The organism is Ruegeria sp. N7, from assembly GCF_056531345.1.
In genome coordinates, this window is the sequence record NZ_JBQFLR010000005.1 from 137,058 (window position 1) to 162,441 (window position 25,384).

At 57.1% G+C, this 25,384-nt stretch carries 20 protein-coding genes; 16 read left to right on the forward strand and 4 right to left on the reverse strand.

All coding sequences use genetic code 11. The features are described from left to right. The first annotated feature begins 9 nt into the window (after positions 1-9). On the forward strand, positions 10-1,227 hold the full coding sequence (locus ACR0ES_RS09175; protein WP_480773544.1) for an ROK family transcriptional regulator: 1,218 nt from the start codon (positions 10-12) through the stop codon (positions 1,225-1,227). Beyond that, positions 1,217-2,728 carry a CRTAC1 family protein gene (locus ACR0ES_RS09180; protein WP_480773543.1) on the forward strand — a complete coding sequence of 504 codons (1,512 nt, stop codon included), beginning with the start codon at positions 1,217-1,219 and terminating at the stop codon, positions 2,726-2,728. The genes ACR0ES_RS09175 and ACR0ES_RS09180 overlap by 11 nt, the downstream gene beginning before the upstream one ends. Here ACR0ES_RS09180 and ACR0ES_RS09185 read toward each other — a convergent pair whose 3' ends face one another. From ACR0ES_RS09185 to xylB, 3 genes are read right to left on the reverse strand one after another with little or no spacing between them, the layout of a single operon-like run. Continuing rightward, on the reverse strand, positions 2,729-4,027 hold the full coding sequence (locus tag ACR0ES_RS09185; RefSeq protein WP_480870353.1) for a cytochrome-c peroxidase: 1,299 nt from the start codon (positions 4,025-4,027) through the stop codon (positions 2,729-2,731). It abuts the gene before it with no gap. Next, complete coding sequence (locus ACR0ES_RS09190) at positions 4,024-4,974, reverse strand: aldose epimerase family protein (RefSeq protein WP_480870355.1); 951 nt, start codon at positions 4,972-4,974, stop codon at positions 4,024-4,026. Before ACR0ES_RS09190 ends, ACR0ES_RS09185 begins: the two co-directional genes overlap by 4 nt. Then, the gene (xylB, locus tag ACR0ES_RS09195) at positions 4,971-6,428 is read right to left on the reverse strand and encodes a xylulokinase (protein WP_480870393.1); all 1,458 of its coding nucleotides are present in this window, start codon (positions 6,426-6,428) and stop codon (positions 4,971-4,973) included. The genes ACR0ES_RS09190 and xylB overlap by 4 nt, the downstream gene beginning before the upstream one ends. A 343-nt stretch (positions 6,429-6,771) precedes the next feature. On the opposite strand from xylB, the gene ACR0ES_RS09200 reads away from it, so the two are divergent. Both ACR0ES_RS09200 and ACR0ES_RS09205 read left to right on the forward strand, forming a co-directional pair. Then, on the forward strand, positions 6,772-9,201 hold the full coding sequence (locus ACR0ES_RS09200; protein WP_480870358.1) for a GcvT family protein: 2,430 nt from the start codon (positions 6,772-6,774) through the stop codon (positions 9,199-9,201). A 31-nt stretch (positions 9,202-9,232) separates the two neighbouring features. Next, positions 9,233-10,243 (forward strand): Ldh family oxidoreductase, encoded by a 1,011-nt coding sequence (locus ACR0ES_RS09205; RefSeq protein WP_209596692.1) that lies wholly within the window; start codon positions 9,233-9,235, stop codon positions 10,241-10,243. 167 nt (positions 10,244-10,410) lie between these two features. Here the strand turns inward: ACR0ES_RS09205 and ACR0ES_RS09210 are convergent, their stop codons facing one another. After that, positions 10,411-12,336 carry an FAD-dependent monooxygenase gene (locus ACR0ES_RS09210; protein ID WP_480773538.1) on the reverse strand — a complete coding sequence of 642 codons (1,926 nt, stop codon included), beginning with the start codon at positions 12,334-12,336 and terminating at the stop codon, positions 10,411-10,413. Positions 12,337-12,472: 136 nt separating this feature from the next. Between ACR0ES_RS09210 and ACR0ES_RS09215 the strand changes: the two genes are divergently transcribed. The 12 genes from ACR0ES_RS09215 (at position 12,473) to speB (ending at position 25,354) form a co-directional block, all read left to right on the forward strand. Next, the gene (locus ACR0ES_RS09215; protein ID WP_480773537.1) at positions 12,473-12,916 is read left to right on the forward strand and encodes a MarR family winged helix-turn-helix transcriptional regulator; all 444 of its coding nucleotides are present in this window, start codon (positions 12,473-12,475) and stop codon (positions 12,914-12,916) included. Between the two features lie 338 nt (positions 12,917-13,254). Further along, entirely contained in the window at positions 13,255-14,295 is a 1,041-nt protein-coding gene (locus ACR0ES_RS09220) for a TRAP transporter substrate-binding protein (RefSeq protein WP_480773536.1), read from the forward strand. 58 nt (positions 14,296-14,353) lie between these two features. Beyond that, positions 14,354-14,938 (forward strand): TRAP transporter small permease, encoded by a 585-nt coding sequence (locus tag ACR0ES_RS09225; protein ID WP_480481631.1) that lies wholly within the window; start codon positions 14,354-14,356, stop codon positions 14,936-14,938. Then, a complete protein-coding gene (locus ACR0ES_RS09230; RefSeq protein WP_209504353.1) occupies positions 14,935-16,248 on the forward strand; it encodes a TRAP transporter large permease in 1,314 nt (437 codons plus the stop codon). The genes ACR0ES_RS09225 and ACR0ES_RS09230 overlap by 4 nt, the downstream gene beginning before the upstream one ends. 91 nt (positions 16,249-16,339) lie before the next feature. Next, on the forward strand, positions 16,340-17,104 hold the full coding sequence (locus tag ACR0ES_RS09235; protein ID WP_480831683.1) for an SDR family NAD(P)-dependent oxidoreductase: 765 nt from the start codon (positions 16,340-16,342) through the stop codon (positions 17,102-17,104). Between the two features lie 10 nt (positions 17,105-17,114). Next, the gene (locus ACR0ES_RS09240) at positions 17,115-17,882 is read left to right on the forward strand and encodes a crotonase/enoyl-CoA hydratase family protein (RefSeq protein ID WP_480773534.1); all 768 of its coding nucleotides are present in this window, start codon (positions 17,115-17,117) and stop codon (positions 17,880-17,882) included. Positions 17,883-17,886: 4 nt separating this feature from the next. Then, entirely contained in the window at positions 17,887-18,369 is a 483-nt protein-coding gene (locus ACR0ES_RS09245) for a MarR family winged helix-turn-helix transcriptional regulator (RefSeq protein ID WP_480486120.1), read from the forward strand. Between the two features lie 2 nt (positions 18,370-18,371). Then, positions 18,372-20,189 (forward strand): feruloyl-CoA synthase, encoded by a 1,818-nt coding sequence (locus ACR0ES_RS09250; protein WP_480870361.1) that lies wholly within the window; start codon positions 18,372-18,374, stop codon positions 20,187-20,189. A 15-nt stretch (positions 20,190-20,204) separates the two neighbouring features. Further along, positions 20,205-21,080, forward strand: a complete 876-nt coding sequence (locus tag ACR0ES_RS09255; protein WP_480486123.1) for an amidohydrolase family protein — start codon at positions 20,205-20,207, stop codon at positions 21,078-21,080. Between the two features lie 118 nt (positions 21,081-21,198). Continuing rightward, on the forward strand, positions 21,199-22,728 hold the full coding sequence (locus tag ACR0ES_RS09260; protein WP_480773531.1) for an acyl-CoA dehydrogenase family protein: 1,530 nt from the start codon (positions 21,199-21,201) through the stop codon (positions 22,726-22,728). A gap of 69 nt (positions 22,729-22,797) precedes the next feature. Continuing rightward, a complete protein-coding gene (locus tag ACR0ES_RS09265; RefSeq protein WP_480773530.1) occupies positions 22,798-24,087 on the forward strand; it encodes a flavin-dependent oxidoreductase in 1,290 nt (429 codons plus the stop codon). A gap of 289 nt (positions 24,088-24,376) precedes the next feature. After that, positions 24,377-25,354, forward strand: coding sequence for an agmatinase (gene speB / locus ACR0ES_RS09270; protein WP_480486129.1), 978 nt, complete (start codon positions 24,377-24,379; stop codon positions 25,352-25,354). Positions 25,355-25,384 lie beyond the last annotated feature (30 nt).

The following is a 25,384-nucleotide window of genomic DNA, read 5'->3' on the forward strand; positions in this document are numbered from 1 at the left end:
GAGGGCAGGATGCTGAAAAGCAAGGTTTCTTCAAACGCTACGGATCAACGAAACATCACCCGCTTGCGCGTGCTGGAACAAATCCGGTCGACCGGAGCGATATCGCGGATCGACATTGCAAGCGCGCTTGAGACCAGCCCAGCGACAGTGACAGCGGCAACGTCAGATCTGCTTTCAGCTGGTCTGATTCAGGAAATCGAAAGCGAAACACCGTCAAAATCCGCGCGCCGCGGCAGACCACGTGTGCTGCTGAAACTGCATGGCGGATGTCACTTGATTGCAGGTGTAAAAGTGGCCCGGCACCAGATTTCAGTCATCCTGGTCGATTTTGAAGGCACCGAGATCATCTCCTACACACATCCGTTGGAAGAGGCCCGGATGGCCCCGGAGGCGTTTGCAATAAAGATATGCACGGCGCTGGAACAGGCCTGCGCGTCTGCAAGCTGGTCCCTGACAGAGGTCTCCGGCGTCTGCATCGGGATTGCCGGACTGGTCGACGCAGAGCGGAATTTTGTACATTGGTCATCTTCGCTGACAGAGCGCAACGTGGATCTGAGCCCGCTTCTGTCCCAAACGCTCCCCTGCCCCGCATTTATCGAGAATGACGCCAATCTGGTTGCAAAGGCCGAACAGCTTTTCGGTCTTGGCAAAGGGCTGAAGAACTTTCTGGTTGTCACGATAGAACACGGCATTGGTCTGGGCATTGTTTTGGATGGCAAGCTTTATCGCGGCGAGCGCGGCTGCGGCGCGGAATTCGGGCATGTCAAAGTTCAGCTGGATGGCGCATTGTGCCAGTGCGGGCAACGCGGATGCCTTGAAGCTTATGTTGGGGAATATGCCCTGATCCGCGAGGCAACCATTGCCAGCCGGGCTACTGACCCGCACACTCTTGCTGATATTCACGCAGCCGCCCAATCCGGTGATGCCCGGTCCATTTCAGTTCTGTTCCGCGCTGGCCAGATGTTTGGAATGGGGCTTTCCAACTTGATCAATCTGTTCGATCCGGAATGTATCATCCTGTCCGGCACCCGAGGCAGCTTTGAATACCTGCATTCTGAGGCAGTGATGACCCGTATCAAAAACGGTGTCGTCAGCGTTGACGCGCCACTGCCTGAAATCAACGTGAACCATTGGGGGGATTCAATGTGGGCAAAAGGGGCAGCAGCCTATGGGATCGAACAAGTCTCGATCCTGAAAGTCAGGGAACTGGCGGAAAATGCGAGTTGAACTGACGATCCTGCTAGCGACAGCGTCTGCCGCCACGGCCGACATCAACCTTCCGCAGTTTCACAGCATCGACGTCCCCAGCCATGTTTACGACGGCGGGTGGGAGCACTTCGTGGGCGGAGGCATCGCCGTTTTCGACTGCAATGGCGATGATCGGTCCGACCTGTTTGCCGCAGGGGGAACCAACCCGGCGCAATTGTTTGTCAACACATCAGGACCCGATGTCAGTTTTCGGTCAGAAACGCCAAGCGCACTGTCCCTGACCGGCGTGACGGGCGCCTACCCAGTGGATATCGATGGGGACGGGTTTCTGGATCTGGCGGTTTTGCGCGTTGGCGAGGACGTTTTGTTGCGTGGCAAAGCGAATTGCGCATTTGAACCGTTCACCTCGTTGAATTTCCAGTCTCAGGATCACTGGACCACCGGTTTTTCCGCCACCTGGGAAAGTGGTCAAACCCTGCCGACACTGGCTTTTGGAACATATGTCGACCGAACCAATCCCAATGGCCCGTTTGAAACCTGCGGGCCGACGCTTTTGTATCGCCCCGAAGGGACGGCCTATGGCCCGCCTCTCCACCTGGTACCGGGACATTGTTCCTTGTCCATTCTGTTTTCCGACTGGGCGCGCACCGGGCGCGCGGACTTGCGTGTCAGTAACGACCGCCATTACTATGTGCGCGGCGGGCAAGAGCAGCTTTGGGCTATGGAAGACACGCCACGCCTTTACGCGCCGGAAGATGGGTGGCTGCCCTATTCGATCTGGGGCATGGGGATTGCATCAAGGGATATATCAGGGGACGGCTTCCCGGATGTTTACCTGACCTCGATGGGAGATCAGAAGTTTCAGATCTTTGATCCCACTGCAGAGGGGCCGACATGGCGCGACGCGACTTATGACCGAGGGACAACGGCGCACAGGCCGCATGTCGGTGGCGATGGTCGCCCGTCAACCGGCTGGCATGCGCAGTTCGGCGACGTCAATAACGACGGGCGCGACGACATATTTGTCGCCAAGGGCAATGTCGAACAGATGCCCGATGCGGCGCAAACCGACCCCAACAACCTGTTGCTGCAATCCGCAAATGGTCAGTTTTTCGAAGCTGCCTCAGCGGCGGGTGTCGCCTCTATGGGCAAGTCCCGCGGTGGGGCCCTGGCGGACCTGAACGGGGATGGATCGCTTGATCTGGTCGTGGTCAATCGCGGGTCAGCGCTTGAGGTATTTCAGAACGAACAACAGCTTGGAAACTGGATTCAGGTTGATCTTGGCCAGGATCGTCCCAACCGCGCAGCTGTCGGAAGCTTCATCGAGGTTAAAACCACCGACGGAATTCAAACACGGGAAGTGACCATTGGCGGCGGTCACGCAAGCGGCATCTCCGGGCTTCACCACTTTGGCCTGGGCAACGCGGACGAACTGGCGCTGCGGGTTATCTGGCCAGACGGCACAGTTGGTGATTGGCAGACCTTCAGAAGCAACCAAGTGCTTCGCATCGACCGATGATCATTGATCAACAGGCAAACCGCTGGGCACATGCGCAGGCACACCCAGCCGGACTGCCGGGTCTTCCAGTGTACTGAGGAAACTCAGAATGGCGTTCACCTCGTCATCACTCAAGCTGATTGGGGCCAGTTCATTCGACGCTGCAATCGCCTCGGTCAGCGTGGGGTCGAGCAAGGCTTTTTGATCATCCGCGCCCGGAAACTCTGGCAACGCTGCTTTTTCGACCGAATAGCTGCGCAAAGCTGCGACCGGATCCAGATGATGACGGACAACATCTTCAAGCCGCGCGTAGGCTCCGTTGTGACCATAGGGTGCCGTAAGGGTCACATTGCGCAAGGATGGCGTGCGAAATGTGAAGGCGTCATCCGCATTGCCCGTCACACGCAATCGCCCGTCATCGCGAACATGGTTCTCGAACCGGGCGGCTTTTCCCGGCCCGATTTGCGGCATGGCGATAGAATGAAATCCATGATCCGTCTGGAACCAACCGGAATGGCAGGTGCTGCACCCGGCTTTGCCGTAAAAAAGGTCGAGCCCCATTTGTGCCTGTTCGGGCAGCGCCTCTTTCCCCTGCATCGCGCGATCAAACAGGCTGTTGTCAGCGCGCCATTCAAAGGCGATGAAATCGGCAATGATATTGGCGATTGCGGTAAAAGTGATCTCTTCTCCGGGCGCGAGCTGGTCAAAGCGCGCCCTGTATTCCGGGATTGCGGCAACACGCGCCGCGATAAGCTCCCATGCGCCGTCCTTTTGGGTCAGCAACCCAAGACGTACGGCTTTGCTCACTTCGTTTTCCGAATAGTGGCCGGCCATTTCGTCAGCCGACAAGACCGGGAACATCGCTTGCGCGGCCAGTGCAGATTGGAAGCCCGGCCTCATATCTGTGCCCAAGGGCGTTCGGAACCCGTCAGGCTGTGACGGGTCTGCCTCAAGACGCCCGTCATGAAAGAAGGTGGTGAATTCCAGCGCCCCAAGGTTCCACAGCCCCGGTGCATTTCGGGGAATGCGCTGCTCGGGCATGTTTTCCTGATCAAGCCTGCGCGTTGCACCCAGCCCCACACCGCCTTCGCCGATACCCAGAGAAAGCGCGTCTGACGTTCCCAGTTTCGGATGATGACAAGTGGCGCAGCTGATGTTTTTGTTCCCCGACAGGATCGGGTCGTAAAACAGCAACTGTCCCAGTTCGACCTTGACAAGGTCCGGTTCTACAAATTGAGGAAGCGGCCCGAGGTCTTGCGCCTGCGCCGCCGACAGTGTCACGCAAAGGGCCAGAGCATACACCGATATCGCAACTTTCATGCCTGATCCTCTGCGATTTCCAACGTCAGAACTTGTTTATACGGATTGTCCGGAGAATAGATGACGGACGGAAACAATGGGTGGTTCACAGCGTCCGTGTAACCGGAAGGCTCAATGCAAAGCCCTGCGCATGGCGTGAAAGGATCGGACAGGTGCGCGGCGGAATAGACCTGCGCGCCGGGCTGATCAGAGTAGGTATTCATGCGTAAACCTGACGGTGTTTCGACTGTGGCAACCGGTCGACTGAAATTGCCCGCCTCTTCAAACACGAAGTAGTGGTCAATGCCGCGCCCCTCATCACCGATAATGCGCGGGGATGAGAAATCCAGCGCTTGGTTTTCGATCTCATCCACGATGCCTGTCGGAGTGGAGCTGTCGTCCAGTTCCAGTACCCGCTTGGAATTCAGGGTCAATCGGCTGTCAAGAATACCGCTTTGGCACCCAAGAGTATAGTAATTGTGCTGCGCAATGCTGATCGGCGTAGGCCGGTCCGGCCATGCGGTGATCGTGTAATTCAGCCGTGGAAAAGCCAGCTCGACATGAATCTCGAACCTGATTTCTCCGGGAAAACCGTCAGCGCCGTCAGGTGACGTCAAGGACAGAACCGCACGGTTCGACTTGGTCTTCCTGATAATCCAGTGGCTGCGTGACAGCCCGACCACACCGCCATGCAGCGTGTTTTCCCCCTCATTCGCCGTCAAGCGATAAGCGGCATCCTGCATATTAAACTTTGCGCCACCGATCCGATTGGCGACGCGACCCACGATTGCGCCTATGTAATAAGGGTCGGTCAGATATTCCTGCGGGTTTGGATAGCCCAGGATCAAGGGCGTTTCACCGATCCACCACCCTTGTGTGATCGCCCCATAGCTCAGCAGGGAAACCGACATCACACCATCTTCCAGAACAACCTGTTCGATGGGTAGGGAAGTGACGCCCTTCATCATGGCGCAGACAGGGGGGATAGAGCGGCATAGAACCGGCGGTATCTTTGATATTCAGCCTCATAGGCGTCGAATAACCCCGCGCGCGGCTGAACAATTTCTGAGGTTTCTGGCGATGTCATGAGCTCCGCCGGGTCTGCACCATTTACTGAACAGGCAGCAAGGCGCGCCGCTCCGATGGCGGCTCCGAATTCACTGCCTTTGGGCAAGGCAAGCGGAATGTTCAGAACAGTTGCCAGCGTCTCGACCCAGAACCGGGATCGTGCACCCCCGCCGACGACCATCAGGCTTTCAGGCTTTGTTCCCGTGCTCCTGAGGGCTTCAAGGCAATCACGCAGCGCGAACGAGACACCTTCCATCACGGACTGTGCAAGATCCGCTGGATCTGACGCAATATCCAGCCCCATGAATGCCCCCCGGATGGCGCTGTCATTATGAGGGGTACGTTCCCCCGACAGGTATGGCAGGAACATTGTCTTCGACGGCCCGGTGACGGTATCCGGCAACGCCGATGCGAGTGCACCAACGGATTGGCCGAGGTTCCGGGACAGCCAGTTCAGGCTGTTGGTCGCCGACAGGATGACGCCCATTTGAATCCAGCGCTCCGGCACCGCGTGGCAGAAGCAATGAACCGCCGTTTCTGGTGCGGGCGCGTAACTGTCCTTGGCAACCAGCAGCACACCCGACGTTCCCAGCGATAGAAAACCGCTGCCTTCGGCGATGCTTCCAATACCACAGGCCGCCGCTGCGTTGTCACCTGCCCCACCTGCAACAACAACGGGTCCGGTCAGACCCCAGTGCTGCAAAATCTCCGCCCTCAGCTCGCCCCCGGCGGCGCTGCCTTCGACCAGTTCGGGCATCTGATCCCGACGCATGTGGCTTAGCTCAAGCGCTGTTTCCGACCATTCACGGCATCCGACGTCCAACCACGCGGTACCCGCGCTGTCAGACATGTCGCTGACGTATTCTCCGGTCAGCCAGAAGCGCAAATAATCTTTGGGGAGCAAGACTTTGGCGATCTTTTCAAAAACGTCAGGTTCATGCCTGCGCACCCATTCCAGTTTAGGCGCAGTGAAACCGGGAAAAACGATGTTTCCGGTGATCGATCGCATCGCGGAAAGCGCATCCAGCTCGGCAGCTTCGCGGGCAGACCTTGTGTCGTTCCAAAGGATACAGGGCCTCAAGACGCTACCATTTCGGTCCAGAAGCGTTGCGCCATGCATATGTCCGCTCAGACCAATGCCCCGCACTGCCGAAAACGCAGCGCCGTTTTGCCCGCGCAACTGGGCAACGACCTTTTGACACGCTTCAACCCAATCCGCAGGTTTCTGCTCTGACCAGCCCGGATGCGGTGTCGATGTGTTCACGCTTGCTTCGGCCTCGGCAACGACGTCGCCGTCTTCACTGACCACAATTCCCCGAAGACCTGACGTCCCCAAATCAAGACCGAGATACACCTGTTCCTCCCACTTGTAAGCCGCAATACTGTAGGCAACAGAAACCCAGTTTTGCAAAGGCATCAGGTTTCACTGGCACAGTTTGCGCTAACATAACAGGGTGAAACAAGACAAGGCACATAAAAATTGATGCCGTTCTGGACGGCACTGAATGACTGGGAACCAGACAGCGACCAATTCGAAGGTGCCTAGTAAGAGGTGACCTGAACTAAGCCGCAGGAGAAATTTTTTGCGATTACCTGGCGCCATGTTTCCGTAAAAACTTCGGAACGTTCTCATCTTACTGATTTCGGGCAGGCAGAGCGTCTGACACCATGATCAGTCGCAAGAAGGAAATCGGCGAATGAAATCACATGCCAAAGTTGTTGTCGTTGGCGGCGGATGTGTGGGCTCGTCCATTCTGTATGGGCTGACACAGCACGGCTGTAGCGATGCGGTGATGCTGGAACGGACCACGCTGACCTCAGGCTCGACCTGGCACGCCGCAGGTCTGCTGGTCACCTTCGTGCGGTCCCGAAACGTGTCGAAGATGACGATGGAAACCATCCGCATCTATTCCGAAGTCGAACAGAAGATGGGTGCGTCGGTAGGCTTGCGCAAAGTGGGTCAGCTGCGCGTTGCCAACACCCAGGAACGTTGGGATGAATTCCAGTCATATATCTCGATTGCCGAGGCCGCCGGTGTGCCCTGCAAACTGTTGACGCCGGCGGAAATTGCCGATGTTCACCCCCTTTTGAGCCAGTCCGAGCATATTCGCGGCGGTATCCTGCATACCGAGGACGGCTATGTGAACCCGGCCGACATCACCATGGCAATGGCAAAACTGGCGCGGGATGCAGGCGCCACAATCTGTCAGAACACCGAAGCACAGGCGTATGAAAGGCTGGAAAGCGGTCATTGGAAAGTGACCACCAATCAGGGTGAGATCACGTGCGAGCATCTGGTTTTTGCCACCGGCAACTATGCCCGTGAAAATGCCCGGCGCGTTGGGCTGGACCTGCCCTGCATTCCTATCGTTCACCAGTACTGGACCACGGAAACCGTTCCACTGCTCAAGGAACGTCGCGCGCAGGGTTTGCCCGAGTTCCCGATCCTGCGGGATGAGGATTACGGCGCATATCTGCGCGAAGATGTCGGTGGCATTCAGTTCGGGCCCTATGAATTCACCAAGGACCTGAAACTGTTTGCCGAAGACCGCGTGCCACCTGACTTTGGCGCAGACCTCTTGCCCGAGGATTTCGATGCCGTGGAAACCCAATGGGAACGGGCGATCGAACGGGTGCCAGTGCTTGGCGAGGTGGGCATCAAGGCGAACACGCGCGGCCCCTTCCAAATGACGCCGGACGAATTGCCACTTGCCGGGCCAGCGCCGGGGCACAAAAACCTGTGGTTGGCCGAAGGGATGCCCGGTGGCATTCTGTGGGGCGGCACCGTGGGCGAACGGCTGGCCCGCTGGATCGTCGACGGTGATCCGGGCATGGACATGTCGGAACTGGACCCGCGCCGTTTCTCTGACTACGCCTCCAAACGCTGGACCATGGATAAGGTTCGCGAAACCTGGGGCACACATATGAACGCGCATATCCCCGGCGAAGATTTCCCGGGCGCGCGCCCAATGAAAACCGTGGGGTCTTACGATCTGCTGACGGCGCATGGCGCAGTCTGGACCAGCTTCAACGGCTATGAATTCCCGCGCTGGTTCGCCAAATCGCCGCAAGAGGCGATCCCCGAACATTCTTTCCGCCGCACCAACCACATGGAACGCGTTCAGGAGGAAGTGCACACCACCCGCGAAGAGGCCGGGTTCATCGAGATGTCGCCGATGACCAAGTTTACTATACGCGGTCCCGGCGCTGCGCGGTGGCTGGATGGTCTGATGGCAAACAAATTGCCCAAAGTGGGCCGGATGAACCTGTCGCTCTTGTTGAATCCAAAAGGTGGCATGGATGCGGAATACACAGTTGTCCGCTATGCCGAGAATGATTTTTGCCTGGTCTCTACCCCGAATTGGCGCGCCTATAACTGGGATCAGCTGCAACGCCTGCTACCACAAGATCAATCGGTTATCCTTGAAGACGTTTCGGAACAGTTGGGTGTGATCGCGCTGGCCGGTCCCAAGGCGCGCGAGATTTTGCAACCGCTGACCGACAACGATTTGTCGAATGCTGCTTTTCCCTGGCTCTCTGCGCAAAAGGGTGAAGTGGGCTATGCCAAAGACGTACACCTGCTTCGGGTATCTTACACAGGCGAGCTGGGTTGGGAACTGCACCATCCTGTCGGGTATAACCGACACCTTGTCGACCTGCTTTTGAAAGCCGGTGTAAAACCCTTCGGTCTTGAGGCATTGGAGTCCATGCGCCTTGAAAAATCCTATCGCGCCATCAACCGCGAGATTTGCAAGGACATGACACCGTATGAGGCCAGCCTTGATCGGTTTGTCGTCACCGAGGGGCGCGAGTTCATCGGAAAAGCGGCGCTGGAGAAGCAGAGAAGCGAGGGCAATCACAAACGGCTGGTCACGTTGAAACTTCCCTTTGGCGAAACTTCGGTGATGTTCGATGAGGGTGTTTATGCAAACGGTGAACTGATCGGGCGCGTTACGTCGGGTGGGTTCTCTTATTATTGCAACCACGACATAGCGATGGCACTTGTACCAAACGATATGACCGCGCCGGGTACAAGGATGCAGGTGTTGGTCCATAACGAAATGCGCGATGCCGAGGTGATCGATACTTGCGCCGTTGATCCCACCAACGCGCGTGCGCGTGCCTAACCCCTGAAGTAAAAAGACTGGATTTGAAATGATGACCGAACAATCGACCAAAACGCTTTCTCTTGCCGAGGTTCGGGCGCTGGCGAAATCCGTACTAGCTTCTGCTGGTGTAAACGCACAGGGCAGCGATATTCTGGCCGACATTGTTACCCGGTCCGAGCGGGACGGACCGCGCAGCCACGGATTGCGTATGCTACCGGTCTATGTCCAAAGCTTCACCTCGGGCTATGCAAACGGCAATGCGAAACCCAAGATAGAAAAGGCTGCCCCGGGCGTTCTGCGCGGTGATGCCGATAACGGATATTATCAGGTCGCCGCAGCAGAAGCCCGCGACACGTTGATCGAAATGGCGCAGGAATACGGCATTGCCGCGTTCACCTGCGCAAATTGCCACCATCTGGGCGCGTTGCGGTTTGACACCGAACCGCTGGCCGAGGCTGGTCTGGTAGCTTTCGCCGTGATCAACTCATTGTCCATGGTGGTGCCGCAAGGCGGGGTGCGCCCGGTTTTTGGCACCAACCCGATGTCTTTTGCCTGCCCGCGCGAGGACGGTGCGCCGATAGTCTGGGATCAGGCGTCTTCAATGGTTGCTTTGATGGATATCCGCATGGCCGCAGCCGAGGGGCACGACCTGCCCCGCCCCGCCGGGCTGGATCCTGACGGCCAACCCAGTACGGACCCGAACGCCATCCTGGAAACCCGCAGCCTGTTACCTTTTGGCGAGCACAAGGGCGCCGCAATCGCTTTCATGGTTGAGGTGTTGGGTGCCGCCCTGGCTGGTGGAACCCTTTCCGTGGACAATCAAGAACGCGAGACGTTCGGAGCCCTTAACATCAAAGGCGGTGCGACACTGATAGCGATTGATCCGACGCGGTTCGGCAACGCGGACTTCAATCAATATATCGCGCGCATTTGCGCAGAAATTGTCGGCAATGGGAACGCCCGTGTTCCGGGTGATGGGCGTCTGGCCAAACGGGCGGCAGCCGAGGCTGACGGTGTTGTGGTGAGCACCGAGGTTCTGGCCGCGTTAAACGCGTCCTGAAATACCCGCGCTTAGCTGACTGGCTAGAGAGCCTTCCTGCGACACGGGCGGCTTCAAGTGCCAATCCAGATTTGCCCAGGCGGTAATCTTGCCGAACCATGCACCGATGCAACAATCCATTCTCCCCCCGGAGCCTCTGTCCATTGCGGTCTAAGACGTCGCACTTATCAACCGCCGCCCGAAACAAACAGCCTGGAGAAGAAGTCAAACAGGTCAGCGTGACACTCTAATGGCAGGATATGCGCCACATATTGGTCCGGCCTGACGACGACCATACAGCCCTTTATCCGGTCAATTCCGCGCATTTCGTAGATGTCTTCGCGCCTCTTGTGATCAACACAAAAAACCTTTTCGAAGTCGCGCAGGCGGTACCTGCCCTTCTCGGGTTTCAAAAGAGACGGCATATCTTCATAATTCAGCGATTTGAAATCCTGCGGGAAGATGGCCCGAAGGTCTATCAAACCGTCGATGTCTTCGTATGGGCGCGTAAACCGTCGGAGCGGAGAGTTCGAATCGCTTTGCAAAGCCTCGCAAAGCCGATGGATCGATCCGCCTTGCGTACCTGCGTCTCCCTGTCCAGCGAAGGCATAGAGCCTCCAACGCGCATCCGTTTCGGCCACATGTCCCAATTGCATGGGCATGGCATCCGCAAGCCGGACAACTGGTGCGGAATGAAATCGCTTGCCTATTACCAGCCCACGCGCCAGATGCTGGTGAACCGGTTCGGCGACCAAGTCCGAAGGCCCATAGTGAACAGATAGCCCGCCGGTGAATTCCAGATTTTCGATAAACTGTTTTTGAAATCGGGGCATATCAGTGCCGTCAAGCTCTGACTCGCCCGGTGGTGCACTCATGGTCCGGGCCCATTTATGGTCGGTTTCGACCAGTCTTTTGGCCTCTTGCAAACGCTCGGCCGAGTAGCTGTGAAGAAGATCAGGCTTTGATCTTCCCGTCAGCACATGCACCAGTTTCCAGCCCAGGTTGAAAGTATCGCCCATCGACACGTTCATCCCCTGACCTGCCTTGGGACTATGCGTGTGGCAGGCGTCGCCCGCCGTGAACACGCGCGGGGTGCGTGTTGCAATTTCATGCTGCGGGACATCGTCGAACTTGTCGGTCAACCTATGCCCAATCTCGTAGACCGACCACCAAACGACTTCTTTTACGTCGATGGAAAAAGGACGCATGATCCGGTTCGCGGCAGCGATGATATGGTCAGCCGTCAGATTGCGGTTGGCGACCCGCTCATCCGGGTTCAGCTTGTCAAGCTCGACATACATTCGGAACAAGTATCCGCCCTCGCGCGGAAGGATCAGAACGTTTCCTTCCGAAGCCGATTGAACAAGGCATTTCCGCCGCAAATCGGGAAAATCGGAATTCGCCAATATGTCCATAACGCCCCACGCCTGGTGTGCTGCGTCGCCTTGCAGCTTACCCCCGATAGCCCTGCGCACTTTGCTGCGTGCACCGTCACAGCCTACGACATAGTTCGCACGTACTGTAAGCCGTTCAACCACGTCGCCATTTTCGCCCAGGCGTTCAAGCTCTGCCCTGACAGGGTGATCCGTGGAACCGGTATCAATCGTCAAATCGCTGACACGAAGCCCGTAATGGGGTTGCAGCCGCGTTGGAGCGTTTCTCATCACGTCCAGAAACAGCTCATGAATCCGGGCCTGATTCATCAAGGTATGTGGCATCTCGGATTGATCGTCGGCCACGTCCTGCACCGTGCCCGCCCGGCGGATGTGGCCCGGGCTTGTGGGATCGGGCGTCCAGAATGCCGTTTGGTTGACCCAATATGCTTCACGCTTCACTTTCTCAGCGAAACCAAACGCCTGAAACATCTCCATCGAGCGGACGTTGACGCCATCCGCCTGGCCTTTCTCCATCGGACCCGGCTTTTGATCCACGATCATTGTCGAAATCGCTGCAAACCCGGCCAGTTGCGCCGCAAGGCAAAGCCCGGCCGGTCCACAACCCGCTATCAGAACATCAACCTTTTCGGGGATGGTTGCGGGGTGGTTGTGGTGACCGAACGCAGCCGGTTTGATATCCGGATCACCCGGACGAAATCCATCAACGTAATATTGCATTGCCCCCTCCTCCGCAGGTTTACGCAATTTTAATAACTATACTTACTATTTCTTGTCAACAAAGATATGTACACTCACTAATTGCCGCGGTAGTTCTGGAAAAAGTGACGGCTTAAAGTGATTTCGGAGGTTTTGAATGAGCATTTACGGAATGGCGGGCCACCTCATCCGCAGACTTAATCAGATTTCAACCCACGTTTTCTCGGTCCGGATGCAGGAGGCCGGGATCGACCTTACATCCGTTCAGTTCGCAGCACTTGAAACAATTCGCGCCGAACCCGGCATTGATCAGGCCACAGTCGCGGCGAAAATCGCCTATGACCGCGCAACAATCGGCGGGGTTATCGACCGGCTGGAGCAGAAAAACTACGTCAAACGCTCGGTCAGTCAACGTGACAGACGCGCGCGAGAGGTCACCTTATCCGAAAAAGGAAAAGACATCCTAGCGGCAGCTGCGCCAGTCGTAATTGACCTGCAAAGCGAGATCCTCGAAGGGCTAACTCCGAATGAACGCGAAACTTTCCTGAAGCTCGCAGGCAAGGCAGTTGAAGCTGCCACCGACGATAACACACGGTCTTGAATTCCACCGCGGGCGCTGGTCCAATTGAAACAGGGAAAGCAAATCCACCGTTTTCGCGCTTTAGTTACCGAAAACAGAAACTAAAATCTAAGAAATCTCAATTTACCTTTGAGCCAACCGAGGGCAATGTAATCCTGAGAGGATAACTTGGCGTCCGCGCATAACCTGTCTGTTGCGTAGCGTTTCGACGAAAAGGTTCACATGTGTGAGCATTCTGTTTTCCGAAAAGGACCTGAAACCAAACACTAAGAAAGTGGATCAAAATCGTTATAAAACATAACTAATATGAGCAATCATGAACAGGGGATGATACTCATAGGTCATCTAGGGAGGAGACCATGACCAACTTGCGCAGAACCATACTCAAATCTGCAGTGGCGGCGATTGCTTTTGGCGCCATGTCAACCACTGCCATTGCGGCCGAAGTGACACTGCGGATGCACCAATTCCTGCCAGCACAAGCCAACGTACCCAAGAACGTTCTGGATGTCTGGGCCGACAAGGTCGAAGCGGATTCGGATGGCCGGATCGAAATTCAAAGGTTTCCGTCCATGCAGCTTGGGGGCAAACCCCCCGAACTGATCGACCAGGCCATTGATGGTGTGGCCGACATTGTCTGGACGGTGTCCGGATATACGCCGGGCCGCTTTCCCCGGACCGAAGTGTTCGAACTGCCGTTCACCATGACGAATGCAGAAGCCGTCTCACGCGCCTATTGGGATCTGGCCGAAGAAACCATGATGGACGATGACTTCAAGCAGTTCAAAGTTCTCGGGCTCTGGGTGCACGGGCCCGGTCTAATCCATTCAAAGGAGCCGATCGAAAGCATCGAAGATCTGAACGGTGTAAAGCTGCGCGCACCGACACGCGTAACGAACGGCCTTTTCAGCTCGCTTGGGGCAACCCCCGTTGGCATGCCTGTTCCCGCGGTACCTGAAGCGCTGTCTAAAGGCGTGATCGACGCAACTGTGATTCCCTGGGAAGTGACAGGCGCCCTGAAGGTCAACGAGCTGGTCGGGAACCACACGACCTTTGGCGACGACACGCTATATACCACCACCTTCATCTTCGCGATGAACAAGGACCGCTGGGATGCATTGCCGGATGATCTGAAGGCCATCATCGACGCCAACTCGGGCGCTGAATTCTCGGCCTTCGCAGGCAAGCAGATGCAGGCCGATGATGACGGGCCACACAAGCAGGCGATGGAACGCGGCAACAACATCATCACGCTGAGCCCGGAACAGGTTGCGGAATGGAAGGCAGCATCACAGCCGACCACTGACGCCTGGATCGCCGAGATGGATGAAAAAGGTCTGGACGGAACCGGCTTGCGCGCCCGCGCGCTCGAACTGATTTCGCAATACTCCGGCAACTGATCCGGTCGCTCTTCCGGCGCTATTTCCCGCTGGGAGAGCAATCCCTTTGGAGTTGATCATGCAGAAACTGGTTGAGCGCATCGCGCGCTTCATGGCCGTTCTCGGCGGTGTGGTTCTGACTGCGCTGGTCCTGCTGACCTGTGTCAGCGTGCTGGGGCGCGGCTTGAACACGCTGGGTCACTCGGACATTCTGACGTCACTGTCGGAAGCAGCGGCAAATGCGCTGATTGCATCGGGCGTCGGGCCGGTGAATGGCGATTTTGAACTGGTCGAAGCCGGCGTTGCGTTCGCCATATTCTCGTTCCTGCCGATCTGCCAGCTCTACGGCTCTCACGCCACGGTCGATGTATTCACAAACGCCCTTCCGGCTAAGGTGAACAAGGTGATCATCACGTTCTGGGAAATCATCCTGTCGCTTGTCATCCTTTTGATTACATGGCGCCTGTTTGTCGGCATGCAAAACAAGCTGGACTATGGTGAAACGACCTTTCTGCTGCAATTTCCGGTTTGGTGGGCCTATGGGCTAAGCTTTGTTGCCGCCCTTGTCGCATCACTTGTTGCTGTCTATTGCGCCGTCGCGCAGGTCATCGAGCTTGTCACCGGGCGTCATATCCTACCCTATCGCGGGGAGGCCGCACATTGACCATGCTCGAACTGGGCTACGTGTCCTTTCCCGTACTTCTGATCATGATTTTCCTGCGCGCGCCGATTGGCCTTGCCATGTTGCTGTGCGGGATTGGCGGGCTGTATTTTGCCATGGGTGGCACCAGCATGTTCATGGCCAAGCTTAAAACCGAAACCTACTCTACCTTCTCCAGCTATTCGCTGACGATCATTCCGATGTTCCTGCTGATGGGGCAGTTCGCGACATTGTCGGGCATGTCTTCGGCCTTGTTCAAAGCGGCTGAAAGCTGGTTGGGCCACCGCAAAGGAGGCGTCGCCATGGCGGCAGTTGGCGCTTGTGCCGGATTTGGCGCAATATGCGGGTCCTCCCTGGCCACCGCCGCGACGATGAGCCGTGTCGCGCTGCCCGAACTGCGCCGCTACGGCTATTCCGGCGGGTTTTCGACCGCAACGCTTGCTGCTGGCGGCACATTGGGCATTCTGATCCCGCCTTCGGTGATCCTTGTGATCTATGCGATCCTGACGGAACAGAATATCGCCAAGCTGTTTCTCGCGGCCTTTGTCCCCGGCATTCTGGCAGCGCTCGGCTATATCATCACGATTTCGATCTATGTGCGCATGTATCCTGACGCCGCCGGCACCCGCGAAGCGATCCCATATCCTGAACGCGTACGGGCACTGCTGGATGTCTGGCCTGTCCTGCTGGTTTTTGGCCTTGTTGTTGGTGGCATCTATCTTGGCTGGTTCACCCCAACCGAAGGCGCAGCCGTGGGGGCGGCGGGAACCGGGTTGATCGCTCTGATCTCGGGCAATCTGAACTGGCAGGTCTTCGTCGAAAGCATCATTGCCACGGCCTCAAGCACGGCGATGATCTTCTTCATCGTGTTGGGCGCAGGGCTGTATAACAGTTTCCTAGCGCTCACTCAGGTACCGCAGGAACTGTCTGGCTGGGTCGTTGGACTTGGGCTCAGCCCGTGGATGGTGTTGTGCCTGATCCTGGTGTTCTATCTGATCTTCGGGTGTCTGATGGACAGCCTGTCAATGATCCTGCTGACAATCCCGATCTTCTTTCCGGTCATCAGCGCACTGGATTTCGGCATGAGCCCCGAACATGTGGCCATCTGGTTCGGTATTCTGGTTCTGATCGTTGTCGAGGTCGGGCTGATCACCCCTCCGGTCGGAATGAATCTGTTCATTATCAACGCTATGGATCGTTCAACCCCGATGACCCAAACTTACAAGGCAGTGATGTGGTTCGTCACCTCTGACATCATTCGGGTCATGATCCTGGTGCTGTTTCCAGCCATTACCCTGTTCCTGATCCCCTAGCTTAGACACCAACAGCGGTCCGGAGCAGGCCCATCCGAAAATAGGTATGAGATACAACAATGATTGAGCATACTAAATTGGAGAGAGCACCATGCAGTTAAGTGGATGTGTCGCGCTGGTCACCGGCGGCGGAAGCGGGTTGGGCGCTGCAACGGCACGGCATTTCGCCACCAGCGGAGCAAAGGTTGCCGTTTTGGATTTCAATGCTGACGGTGCGAAGGCAGTCGCTGACGAAATTGGTGGCCTTGCCCTGCAAGCCGATGTCAGTGACGAGGCCTCCGTCAGTGCCGCGTTTGAGACGGCAGTATCCCATTTCGGGTCGGCGCCCAGAATCGCCGTCAGTTGTGCAGGCGTCGGCATGGCGGCCAGGATCGTTGGGCGCGAAGGCAAGCTGTCATTCGACGTGTTCGAGAAAACTCTGCGCGTGAACCTTTTTGGCACCTACAACGTGATGAGCCACGCGGCGAGACACATGGCCGGTCTCGACCCGTTGGCTGACGGTGAACGCGGTGTGATCATCAACACGGCGTCGGTTGCGTGGCAGGACGGTCAATTGGGTCAAGCCGCTTATGCCGCGTCCAAAGGGGCAATCGCTTCGATGTGCCTGCCCGCCGCGCGGGAACTCGCACAGTCGGGTATTCGGGTGATGGCCATCGCACCCGGCCTGTTCCACACGCCAATGATGGAAGGCTTGCCGGAAGAGGTCACTGCCAAGATCACTGCGAACATTCCTTTCCCTGCCCGCCTTGGCGAAGCGCGCGAGTTCGCAATGCTCGCCGAACAGATCGTTGAAAACCCGTTTTTGAATGGCACCACTATTCGACTTGACGGCGCCGTTCGTCTGCCGCCCCGGTAAGGAGTTCCCCATGGACAGCCAAATCCTGAACATTGAGGTCAACGGATCCATCGCGACCCTGACCATGAACCGCCCAGACAAGCGAAACGCGATGTGCGAGGAACTGTTGGGCGCGCTGGATGATTTCTTTTCTGCACCACCCAAAAATGTGCGTGTGGTGATCCTGACCGGAACTGAAGGGCACTATTGTTCCGGGTTGGACCTGTCCGAGCATGTTCATCGTACAGCCGAGGAAAACCTGCATCATTCCCGTCACTGGCACAGCGTCATGGACAAGATCCAGTTTGGTGGGCTTGCGGTTGTCTCGGCCATGTTTGGTGCCGTGATCGGCGGCGGGCTGGAGCTTGCAGCGGCAACACATGTTCGCATCGCTGAACCTTCGACGATCTTTCAGCTTCCCGAAGGCCGCCGCGGAATATTTGTCGGCGGCGGTGCGACCGCGCGGGTCGGTCGCCTGCTGGGGGCCGATCGGATGACCGAGATGATGCTGACCGGCCGCAAATATGGTGCCGATGAAGGGGTATCGCTGGGGCTGGCACATTATAGCGTTGGTGAAGGCGAGGCTTTGGCGCTGGCCCAAACGCTGGCAGGTAAGATTTCCCGAAACGCGCCACTGTCAAACTATCTGATGATTCAGGCGGTCGCACGGATCAATGAAATGTCGCAAAACGACGGGCTGTTTACTGAATCTCTGGCTGCGGCCCTGTCGCAAACAACACCCGATGCGCAGGAGGGGCTGCGGGCCTTTCTTGAAAAGCGCGCCCCGAACTTCAGGTGAACACATGAAAAGGAAACATGAACACACGCCAGAAGACGGCGCGCCAAACACGATTAGCGATGCTACGCTGCGGGGGTTTGTCGGGTATCGCATGAAACGGGCCTTCAATGTGGTGCAGGAAGATCTGACAACAACTCTGCGCCCCTTTGATCTGCGAATGCTGACGTATACGGCACTGGTTCTCATCGTCGATAACCCCGGATTGCGGCAGTCCCAACTGGCTGATGCAATGGATATCGAGCGCCCGAACCTTGTCGTTATCATTGATGAACTGGAGCGCAGGGAACTGATCGTCCGCGACCGGGTACCCACCGACCGGCGCGCCTATGCCCTCAGGACGACATTGGCGGGAAGGCAATTATATGAAAAGGCCGTCGCCGCGGTTACCGCCCACGAAGGCAAGCTGCTGGCCGGTTTGGATGACGCAACCATCACCACCGTTTTCGATGCCCTCAGGACGATCGAAAAAGCGAGGGAAAGGGGCTGATCATGCAACGCACATCGGAATACCTGGTGCATTCTGTTTCGCGCGAAGATCGGGCCGACGGCTCCATCCTGCTAAAATCGAACCACACTCTTGGTCCTGTCGTCGACAAAACCGGTGTCTGGCTGCACGCCTGGGCCTCGGACGCGCCTGACCGCACGTTCATTGCTGAACGCAGCGGCGCGGGATGGCGCAAGGAAAGCTATGCGACCACGCTTGAAAAGGTGCGAGCCATCGCAAGCTCGCTATTGGGGCGTGGGATGGGGCCTGACACACCGATCCTGATCATGAGCGGTAACGGTGTCGATCACGGTCTGCTAAGCCTTGCTGCTCAGTATATCGGCATACCAACAGCCCCCGTGGCTGAGCAGTACGCGTTGATCCATGGCGCGCACGGCCGCCTGCGCCATGCCATCGAACTGGTGCGCCCGAAGATGGCCTATGTCGTCGATGGGGATCAATACCGAGAGGCGCTGGAACTGGATGCGCTTCAAGGGGTCGAAATCGTAGCCAGCCGACAAGGCAGGAACAGTCAGGTCACAGCGTTCGACGAACTTCTCAAAGGGGATGTCAGTGTCGATCTTGCGGCCGCCTATGAACTGGTTGGCCCCGATTCCGTCGCCAAGATCCTGATGACCAGCGGTTCAACCTCGGCCCCGAAGGGGGTCATCACGACCCAACGCATGATGTGTGTGAACCAGACCATGCTGGCCGACGCGTTGCCATTTCTGCGCACGCGTCCGCCCCGTGTGGTCGATTGGCTGCCATGGAACCACGTCTTTGGCGGATCACATAATTTCAACATGATGCTCGCCAACGGCGGAAGCTTCTACATCGACGACGGCAAACCGGTAGCTGGTCTGTTTGAGCGGACGCTGGAAAACCTGTCCATGGTCACCGGCACGCTCAGCTTCAATGTTCCCGTAGGTTACGGCATGCTGCTGGGCGCATTGCAGCGGGATGGCGAATTGCGTCAGCGGTTCTTCGAAGAACTTGATCTGATCTTTTATGCGGGCGCTTCACTGCCACAGGACATCTGGTCTGAATTTGAACAGATGGTGCTGGATGTCAAAGGTGAGATACCGCTGATGACCTCATCCTGGGGACTGACCGAGACAGCGCCCGCCACAATGATGCAGTCCGAGCCCATTGATCGTTCCGGGGTTGTTGGCGTTCCGATGAACGGCGTGACACTCAAGCTGATACCGGATGAAGACATGCGATGCGAAATGCGCATCAAAGGGCCAAACGTGATGCCCGGGTACTTCAACGAGCCGGGCAAGACAGCCAGCGTTTTCGATGAAGAAGGGTTTTTCATTACCGGCGACGCCATGCGGTTCATCGACCCGCAGGACGTAAACAAAGGTATGAAATTCGACGGCCGGATATCCGAGGATTTCAAATTGCTGACCGGAACATGGGTGCGGGCCGCACAATTGAGGATGGACTTGTTGACCTGTCTTGCGCCTCTTGCCTCAGATCTGGTCATTACAGGTGCCGACAGAAATGAGATCGGCGTCATGGTCTTTCCCGATGTCGCCGAGCTGAAGCGGGAAGGATTTGACCTGAACGACGACAGTGGCGCCTACTGCTGCAAATTGCTGCAAGGCGAAATTCACCGCCGCCTGGCAGAGCGCGCCCGCGAGTTATCGGGCAGCTCCACACGGGTCGGGCGCGCCATTGTCCTTAGCGAGCCCGCCTCGATGCCCGAGGGCGAAATGACCGCCAAGGGGAACCTCAATTTCCGCAAGATACTGACACGCCGGCAAAATTTACTTGAGCGTCTTTATGACGACGCCGATCCGGCAATCATAAAGATCTGAGAAAGGAACGAACAGATGGTCGATATCTCCAAGGTTCGCGCAATCGACATTCACACCCACGCTGAAGAACCCTGCGGGTGCCACTCGGATGACGGCTATGACGACCTGCAGGCAACCATGGCCAACTACTTTGGCGCGCCGTGGAGCCATCCGCCTACGGTTCCCGAAACTGCACAGCACTATCGCGAGCAAAACATAGCCGCGGTGATCTTCCCGGTCGATGCCGAGCGGGAAACCGGCTATCGGCGCTACAAGAACGAAGAAGTTGCCGCATTGGCGGCGGAAAATGACGACGTGCTGATCCCGTTTGCGTCAATTGATCCGCACAAGGGCAAGATGGGCGCACGCGAGGCGCGCCGCCTGATCCGCGAATTTGGTATCAAAGGGTTCAAGTTTCATCCGACGATGCAGGGGTTCTACCCCAATGACCGCATGGCTTATGACCTTTACGAAGCAATCGCCGAGGAAGGCTGCATCGCCCTGTTTCACACAGGCCAGACCGGTGTCGGTTCGGGCATGCGCGGCGGTAACGGAATGCGGCTTAAATACTCGAACCCGATGTTCATGGATGACGTCGCCGTCGATTTTCCGGATATGAAGATTATCCTCGCCCACCCGTCATTTCCCTGGCAGGAAGAGGCTCTGTCCGTGGCGCAGCACAAGCCCAACGTCTATATCGACCTGTCCGGTTGGTCACCAAAGTACTTCCCCGAGATCCTGGTGAAATACTGCAACTCGATCCTCAGGAAAAAGGTTCTGTTTGGGTCCGACTGGCCAATGATCACTCCTGAACGCTGGCTGTCGGATTTCGAGAAGATCAATATCAAGGACGAACTGCGCCCGGACATCATCAAAGGCAATGCCGCGCGCCTGCTGGGACTGACCCCGTGATGCTGCCCCCTGCCCCATCGCGTCCCTACCCAGTCACTTTGAGATTCGACAGTGCCAAACCGCCAGAACCGGGCCGCGTCGTGACCGCCGAACTTACCAGCTGTCGGGTGATATGATCATGAAGCCATTCGAAGCCCCGCTTACGGACATCTTATTCACGTTGAACCACGTAGCCCGGGCTACCGAGCTTCCAGACTGGGACGCTGACCTGGCTGGTGAGATCGGCGAACATTTTGCCGCCTTCGCACAAGGTGAAATTGCCCCGCTGGACGAGCCGGGAGACAGGCAGGGATGCACGCTGGAAAACGGTCGCGTATCCATGCCGGCTGGCTTTGCCCAAGTTTATGCCACGTATTCGGAACAGGGCTGGCCCTCTCTCACCGTGCCTGAGGAATATGGCGGTCAAGGGCTTGGAGCCTTGATGCTGGCCATCACGTCCGAGGTTTTTTCGGGCGCAAACCACAGCCTTCAGATGGTTACGGGGTTGGTTCCGGGCGCGGTGCGTACCTTGTTGCGCTTTGGCACAGAGGATCAGCAATACCGGTACATTCCGTCTCTGGCCTCGGGTGAAACTCTGGCCACCATGTGCCTGACCGAACCCGGGGCCGGATCTGACCTTTCACGCGTGCGCTGCCGGGCGGAACCTGCCGAGGATGGCTGGAAGGTCACGGGCGGAAAAATCTTTATCTCTGGCGGTGACCAGGACATGAGCGATCACATCCTGCATCTTGTGCTTGCGCGCACGTCCGATGACGGCGTCAGAGGTTTATCGCTGTTTCTATGCCCCAGCTCCTGCACAGACGGCAGCCGCAACCAAGCTACCGTAACGCGCATCGAGGAAAAGATGGGCCTGCATGCCTCGCCCACGTGCCAGCTGGCATTTGATGGTGCCAAAGCCGAATTGATTGGGGCCGAGGGTGAAGGTCTGATGGCCATGTTCACCATGATGAACCACGCCCGGCTTGATGTCGCCCTACAGGGCGTCGCGCACGCCGCGCGGGCTTATGACATTGCCAGTACTTATGCCAGTGAAAGGGTGCAGGGACGCAATCCCGACGGTAAACCGGCAACACTGGATCAACATGCCGACATCCGCCGCATGCTGGATCAAATCGATTGGCTGGCGGTCAGTAGCCGCAGTCTTGCACATCTTGCATTTGTCACAATGGAACGGGGCACATCGCCTGACCTGGTCGATTTTCTGACCCCGGTTGCCAAGGTCTATTGCTCCGACGCCGGTATCAAGGCCGCCGAATTGGGTATGCAGGTTCTGGGCGGCTATGGCTATTTGCGCGAATACCGGCTGGAGCAGACCTATCGTGATGCCCGAATTACCTCGATTTACGAAGGGGCCAACGGCATACACGCGCGTATGCTGGCAACACGTCTGGCCGCAGGGCCTGCGGGTGACGCCATCGCCGAATTTGTTGCACAAGAAGCCGAGCATTGGACATGCAATGCGATTTCGGACGCACTGAACACTTGGCAATCCGCTCGCCGAAAGCTGAAACAGGGTGACAGCGCGGCGATGGCGCATGGGTTCATGCAAACGACGATTGATACCGCTCTGATCTGCCTACGGGCGCGGCTGCGCAACGCCGCGAGCCTTCATCCATCCCCGAAACGGATCAAACGCATTTGCGGTTGAGGCTTGATCCACACGCGCCGATTATCGACAACCAATACCCATCGCCAGTCGGACAGAAAGGCAGGCAACATGACAAATCCAAAAGTGCTGATCGCGGGCGGTGGTATTGCCGGGTTGTCGCTGGCGCTGACACTGCATCAGATTGGCATCGACTGCACCGTCTTTGAAAGCGTTAGGCACCCGCGCCCCCTGGGTGTCGGGATAAACCTGCAACCCAACGCCGTGCGTGAGTTGTACGATCTGGGTTTCACGGCTCGGGATTTGGACGAGTTTGGCGTCCCAGCGCGGGAATGGGCGCTTGTTGGTTTGAATGGGCATGAGATTTATTCGGAACCGCGCGGAACTTTTGCCGGTTACAACTGGCCGCAATACGCGGTGCATCGCGGCGCGTTTCACATGGCGCTTTACAAGCGGTTTGTCGAACGCGCAGGCCCGGATGCCGTACGCCTTGGCGCTCGGGCCACTGGGTACCAGATCAATGCGGACGGGACGGTTACAGTGCGGCTGCAAACTGACGAGGGGGCTAACCGCGAAACCGGTGCCATTCTGATCGGTGCCGACGGTATCCATTCAGCCATCCGCGCCCAAATGCATCCAAGCCAACCTCCGATCCATTGGGGAGGTGCCGTCATGTGGCGCGGCACAACACTGGCAAAGCCTGTGCGCACGGGTTCCTCCTTTGTCGGACTGGGTACGCATAAGAAACGAATGGTGATCTACCCGATCTCGCACCCCGACCCCGAAACCGGCTTGGCGCTGATAAACTGGATTGCCGAAGTCACCCACGATGACCCGGCCGCGCATGCGGCAACCGGATGGTTCCGGCAGGTTGAGGCCAAGGATTTTGCGCACCATTTTGACGGATGGACCTATGACTGGCTGGATGTTCCAGCTCTGATCCGCGGTGCGGGTGTGACATACGAAAACCCGATGATCGACCGCGATCCGGTTGAAACGTGGGTTGACGGGCCGGTTGCCTTGATCGGAGACGCCGCCCATCCGATGTACCCCACCGGTTCGAATGGGGCCAGCCAGGCGATCATGGACGCCCGCGTTTTGGGGGCCAGCTTGCTCAAGCATGGCGTGGGTTCAACCGCGCTGGTGGCTTATGATGACACGCTGTGCGGTCCGGTGTCAGACCTTGTCCTTCGCAATCGGGGTGCCGGGCCTTTTGGCCTGTTGAATTTGGTCAACGACCGCTGTGCCGGTGTGTTCGACGATATTGAAACGGTCATTCCCTTGGCTGAAAGGGCCAGTTTCATGGCCAAATACAAAGCTGCCGCCGGTTTCGCGCGTGACGCCCTGAACAGTGCACCGCCAACGATTGCGCCCGGCTCGCAACTTGTGCGGCAGGTGTAATGTATGAGCCGTCGGAAATAGAACACCTGCGCCCATGACAACAGCGTTTCGCCGGGCCTGTGTATCGCTCGCAAAATCACGCGCTGCCGTGAACGATTTTGCGGGACCACAGCTTGCCCCTCTGAATTTTCGTTTGTGGCGAAACGACCAACAGCTAAACGGAAAGAATGCACCGGATCAGACCTGTCTGAACGCCAGACATGGTTTGATCGAAGAAAATTAATTTCATTGCACCGCCTTCTCATGTTCAATTGCACGCAAGGCGGCATGACCAGCGAAAGGATTGATAATGCAGGATCATGGATATGCGTCAGGACGACTGAACCTACCTTTCGTTGGAATATCGACCTTTGGAAAATCTCCGTATGTCGAGGATTGGGACAAAATTGATGCGGATGTTTGTGTCCTAGGTGCCCCCTTTGATTTCGGCACCCAATGGCGCGCCGGGGCAAGATTCGGCCCTCGGGCCGTGCGCGAGGCTTCGACCCTGTTCAGTTTTGGACATGCCGGTGCTTATGACCACGAAGACGATGCTACCTATCTGGACAGTTCCGTGCGCATCGTGGATTTGGGGGATGCAGATATCGTCCACACAAAGACCGAGGTCAGCCACGAAAACATCGCCTATGGTGTTCGCAAAATTCTGTTCGCCGGGGCGCTGCCGCTTGTGATCGGCGGCGATCACTCTGTCAACATTCCCTGCATTTCCGCGTTTGAATATGATTGTGCACAAAATGGCCCGATCCACGTGGTTCAAATCGATGCGCATCTGGATTTCGTGGACGAGCGTCACGGTGTCACCAATGGCCACGGCAACCCCATGCGACGGGCGATCGAGAAAGACTATGTCTCGGGGATGACCCAGTTGGGCATTCGGAACGTCTCGTCAACCGCCAAGGAAGGATACGAGGACGCACGCGCACGTGGATCAGACATCCTGTCCGTGCGTCAGGTGAGAAAGCTGGGAACCGGGGGCGTTCTTGAACGCATTCCTGAAGGTGCTCGGTACTATGTGACAATAGATATCGACGCCTTTTGCCCCTCTATCGCGGCGGGGACCGGGACACCCAGCCATGGCGGATTTCTGTATTATGACGTACTGGAAATCCTTCAGGGCCTCGCTAAACGCGGCAATGTCGTCGGCATCGACCTTGTCGAAGTGGCACCAGCCTATGACCCCAGCGAAAGCACGCAGATTCTGGCTGCGCAGCTATTGTTGAATTTCCTGGGTTTCATCTTTCACGAACGCGCCGGTCGCGAAAAATGAAGGGGGAACGTATGTTCCCCCTTCTTTGTA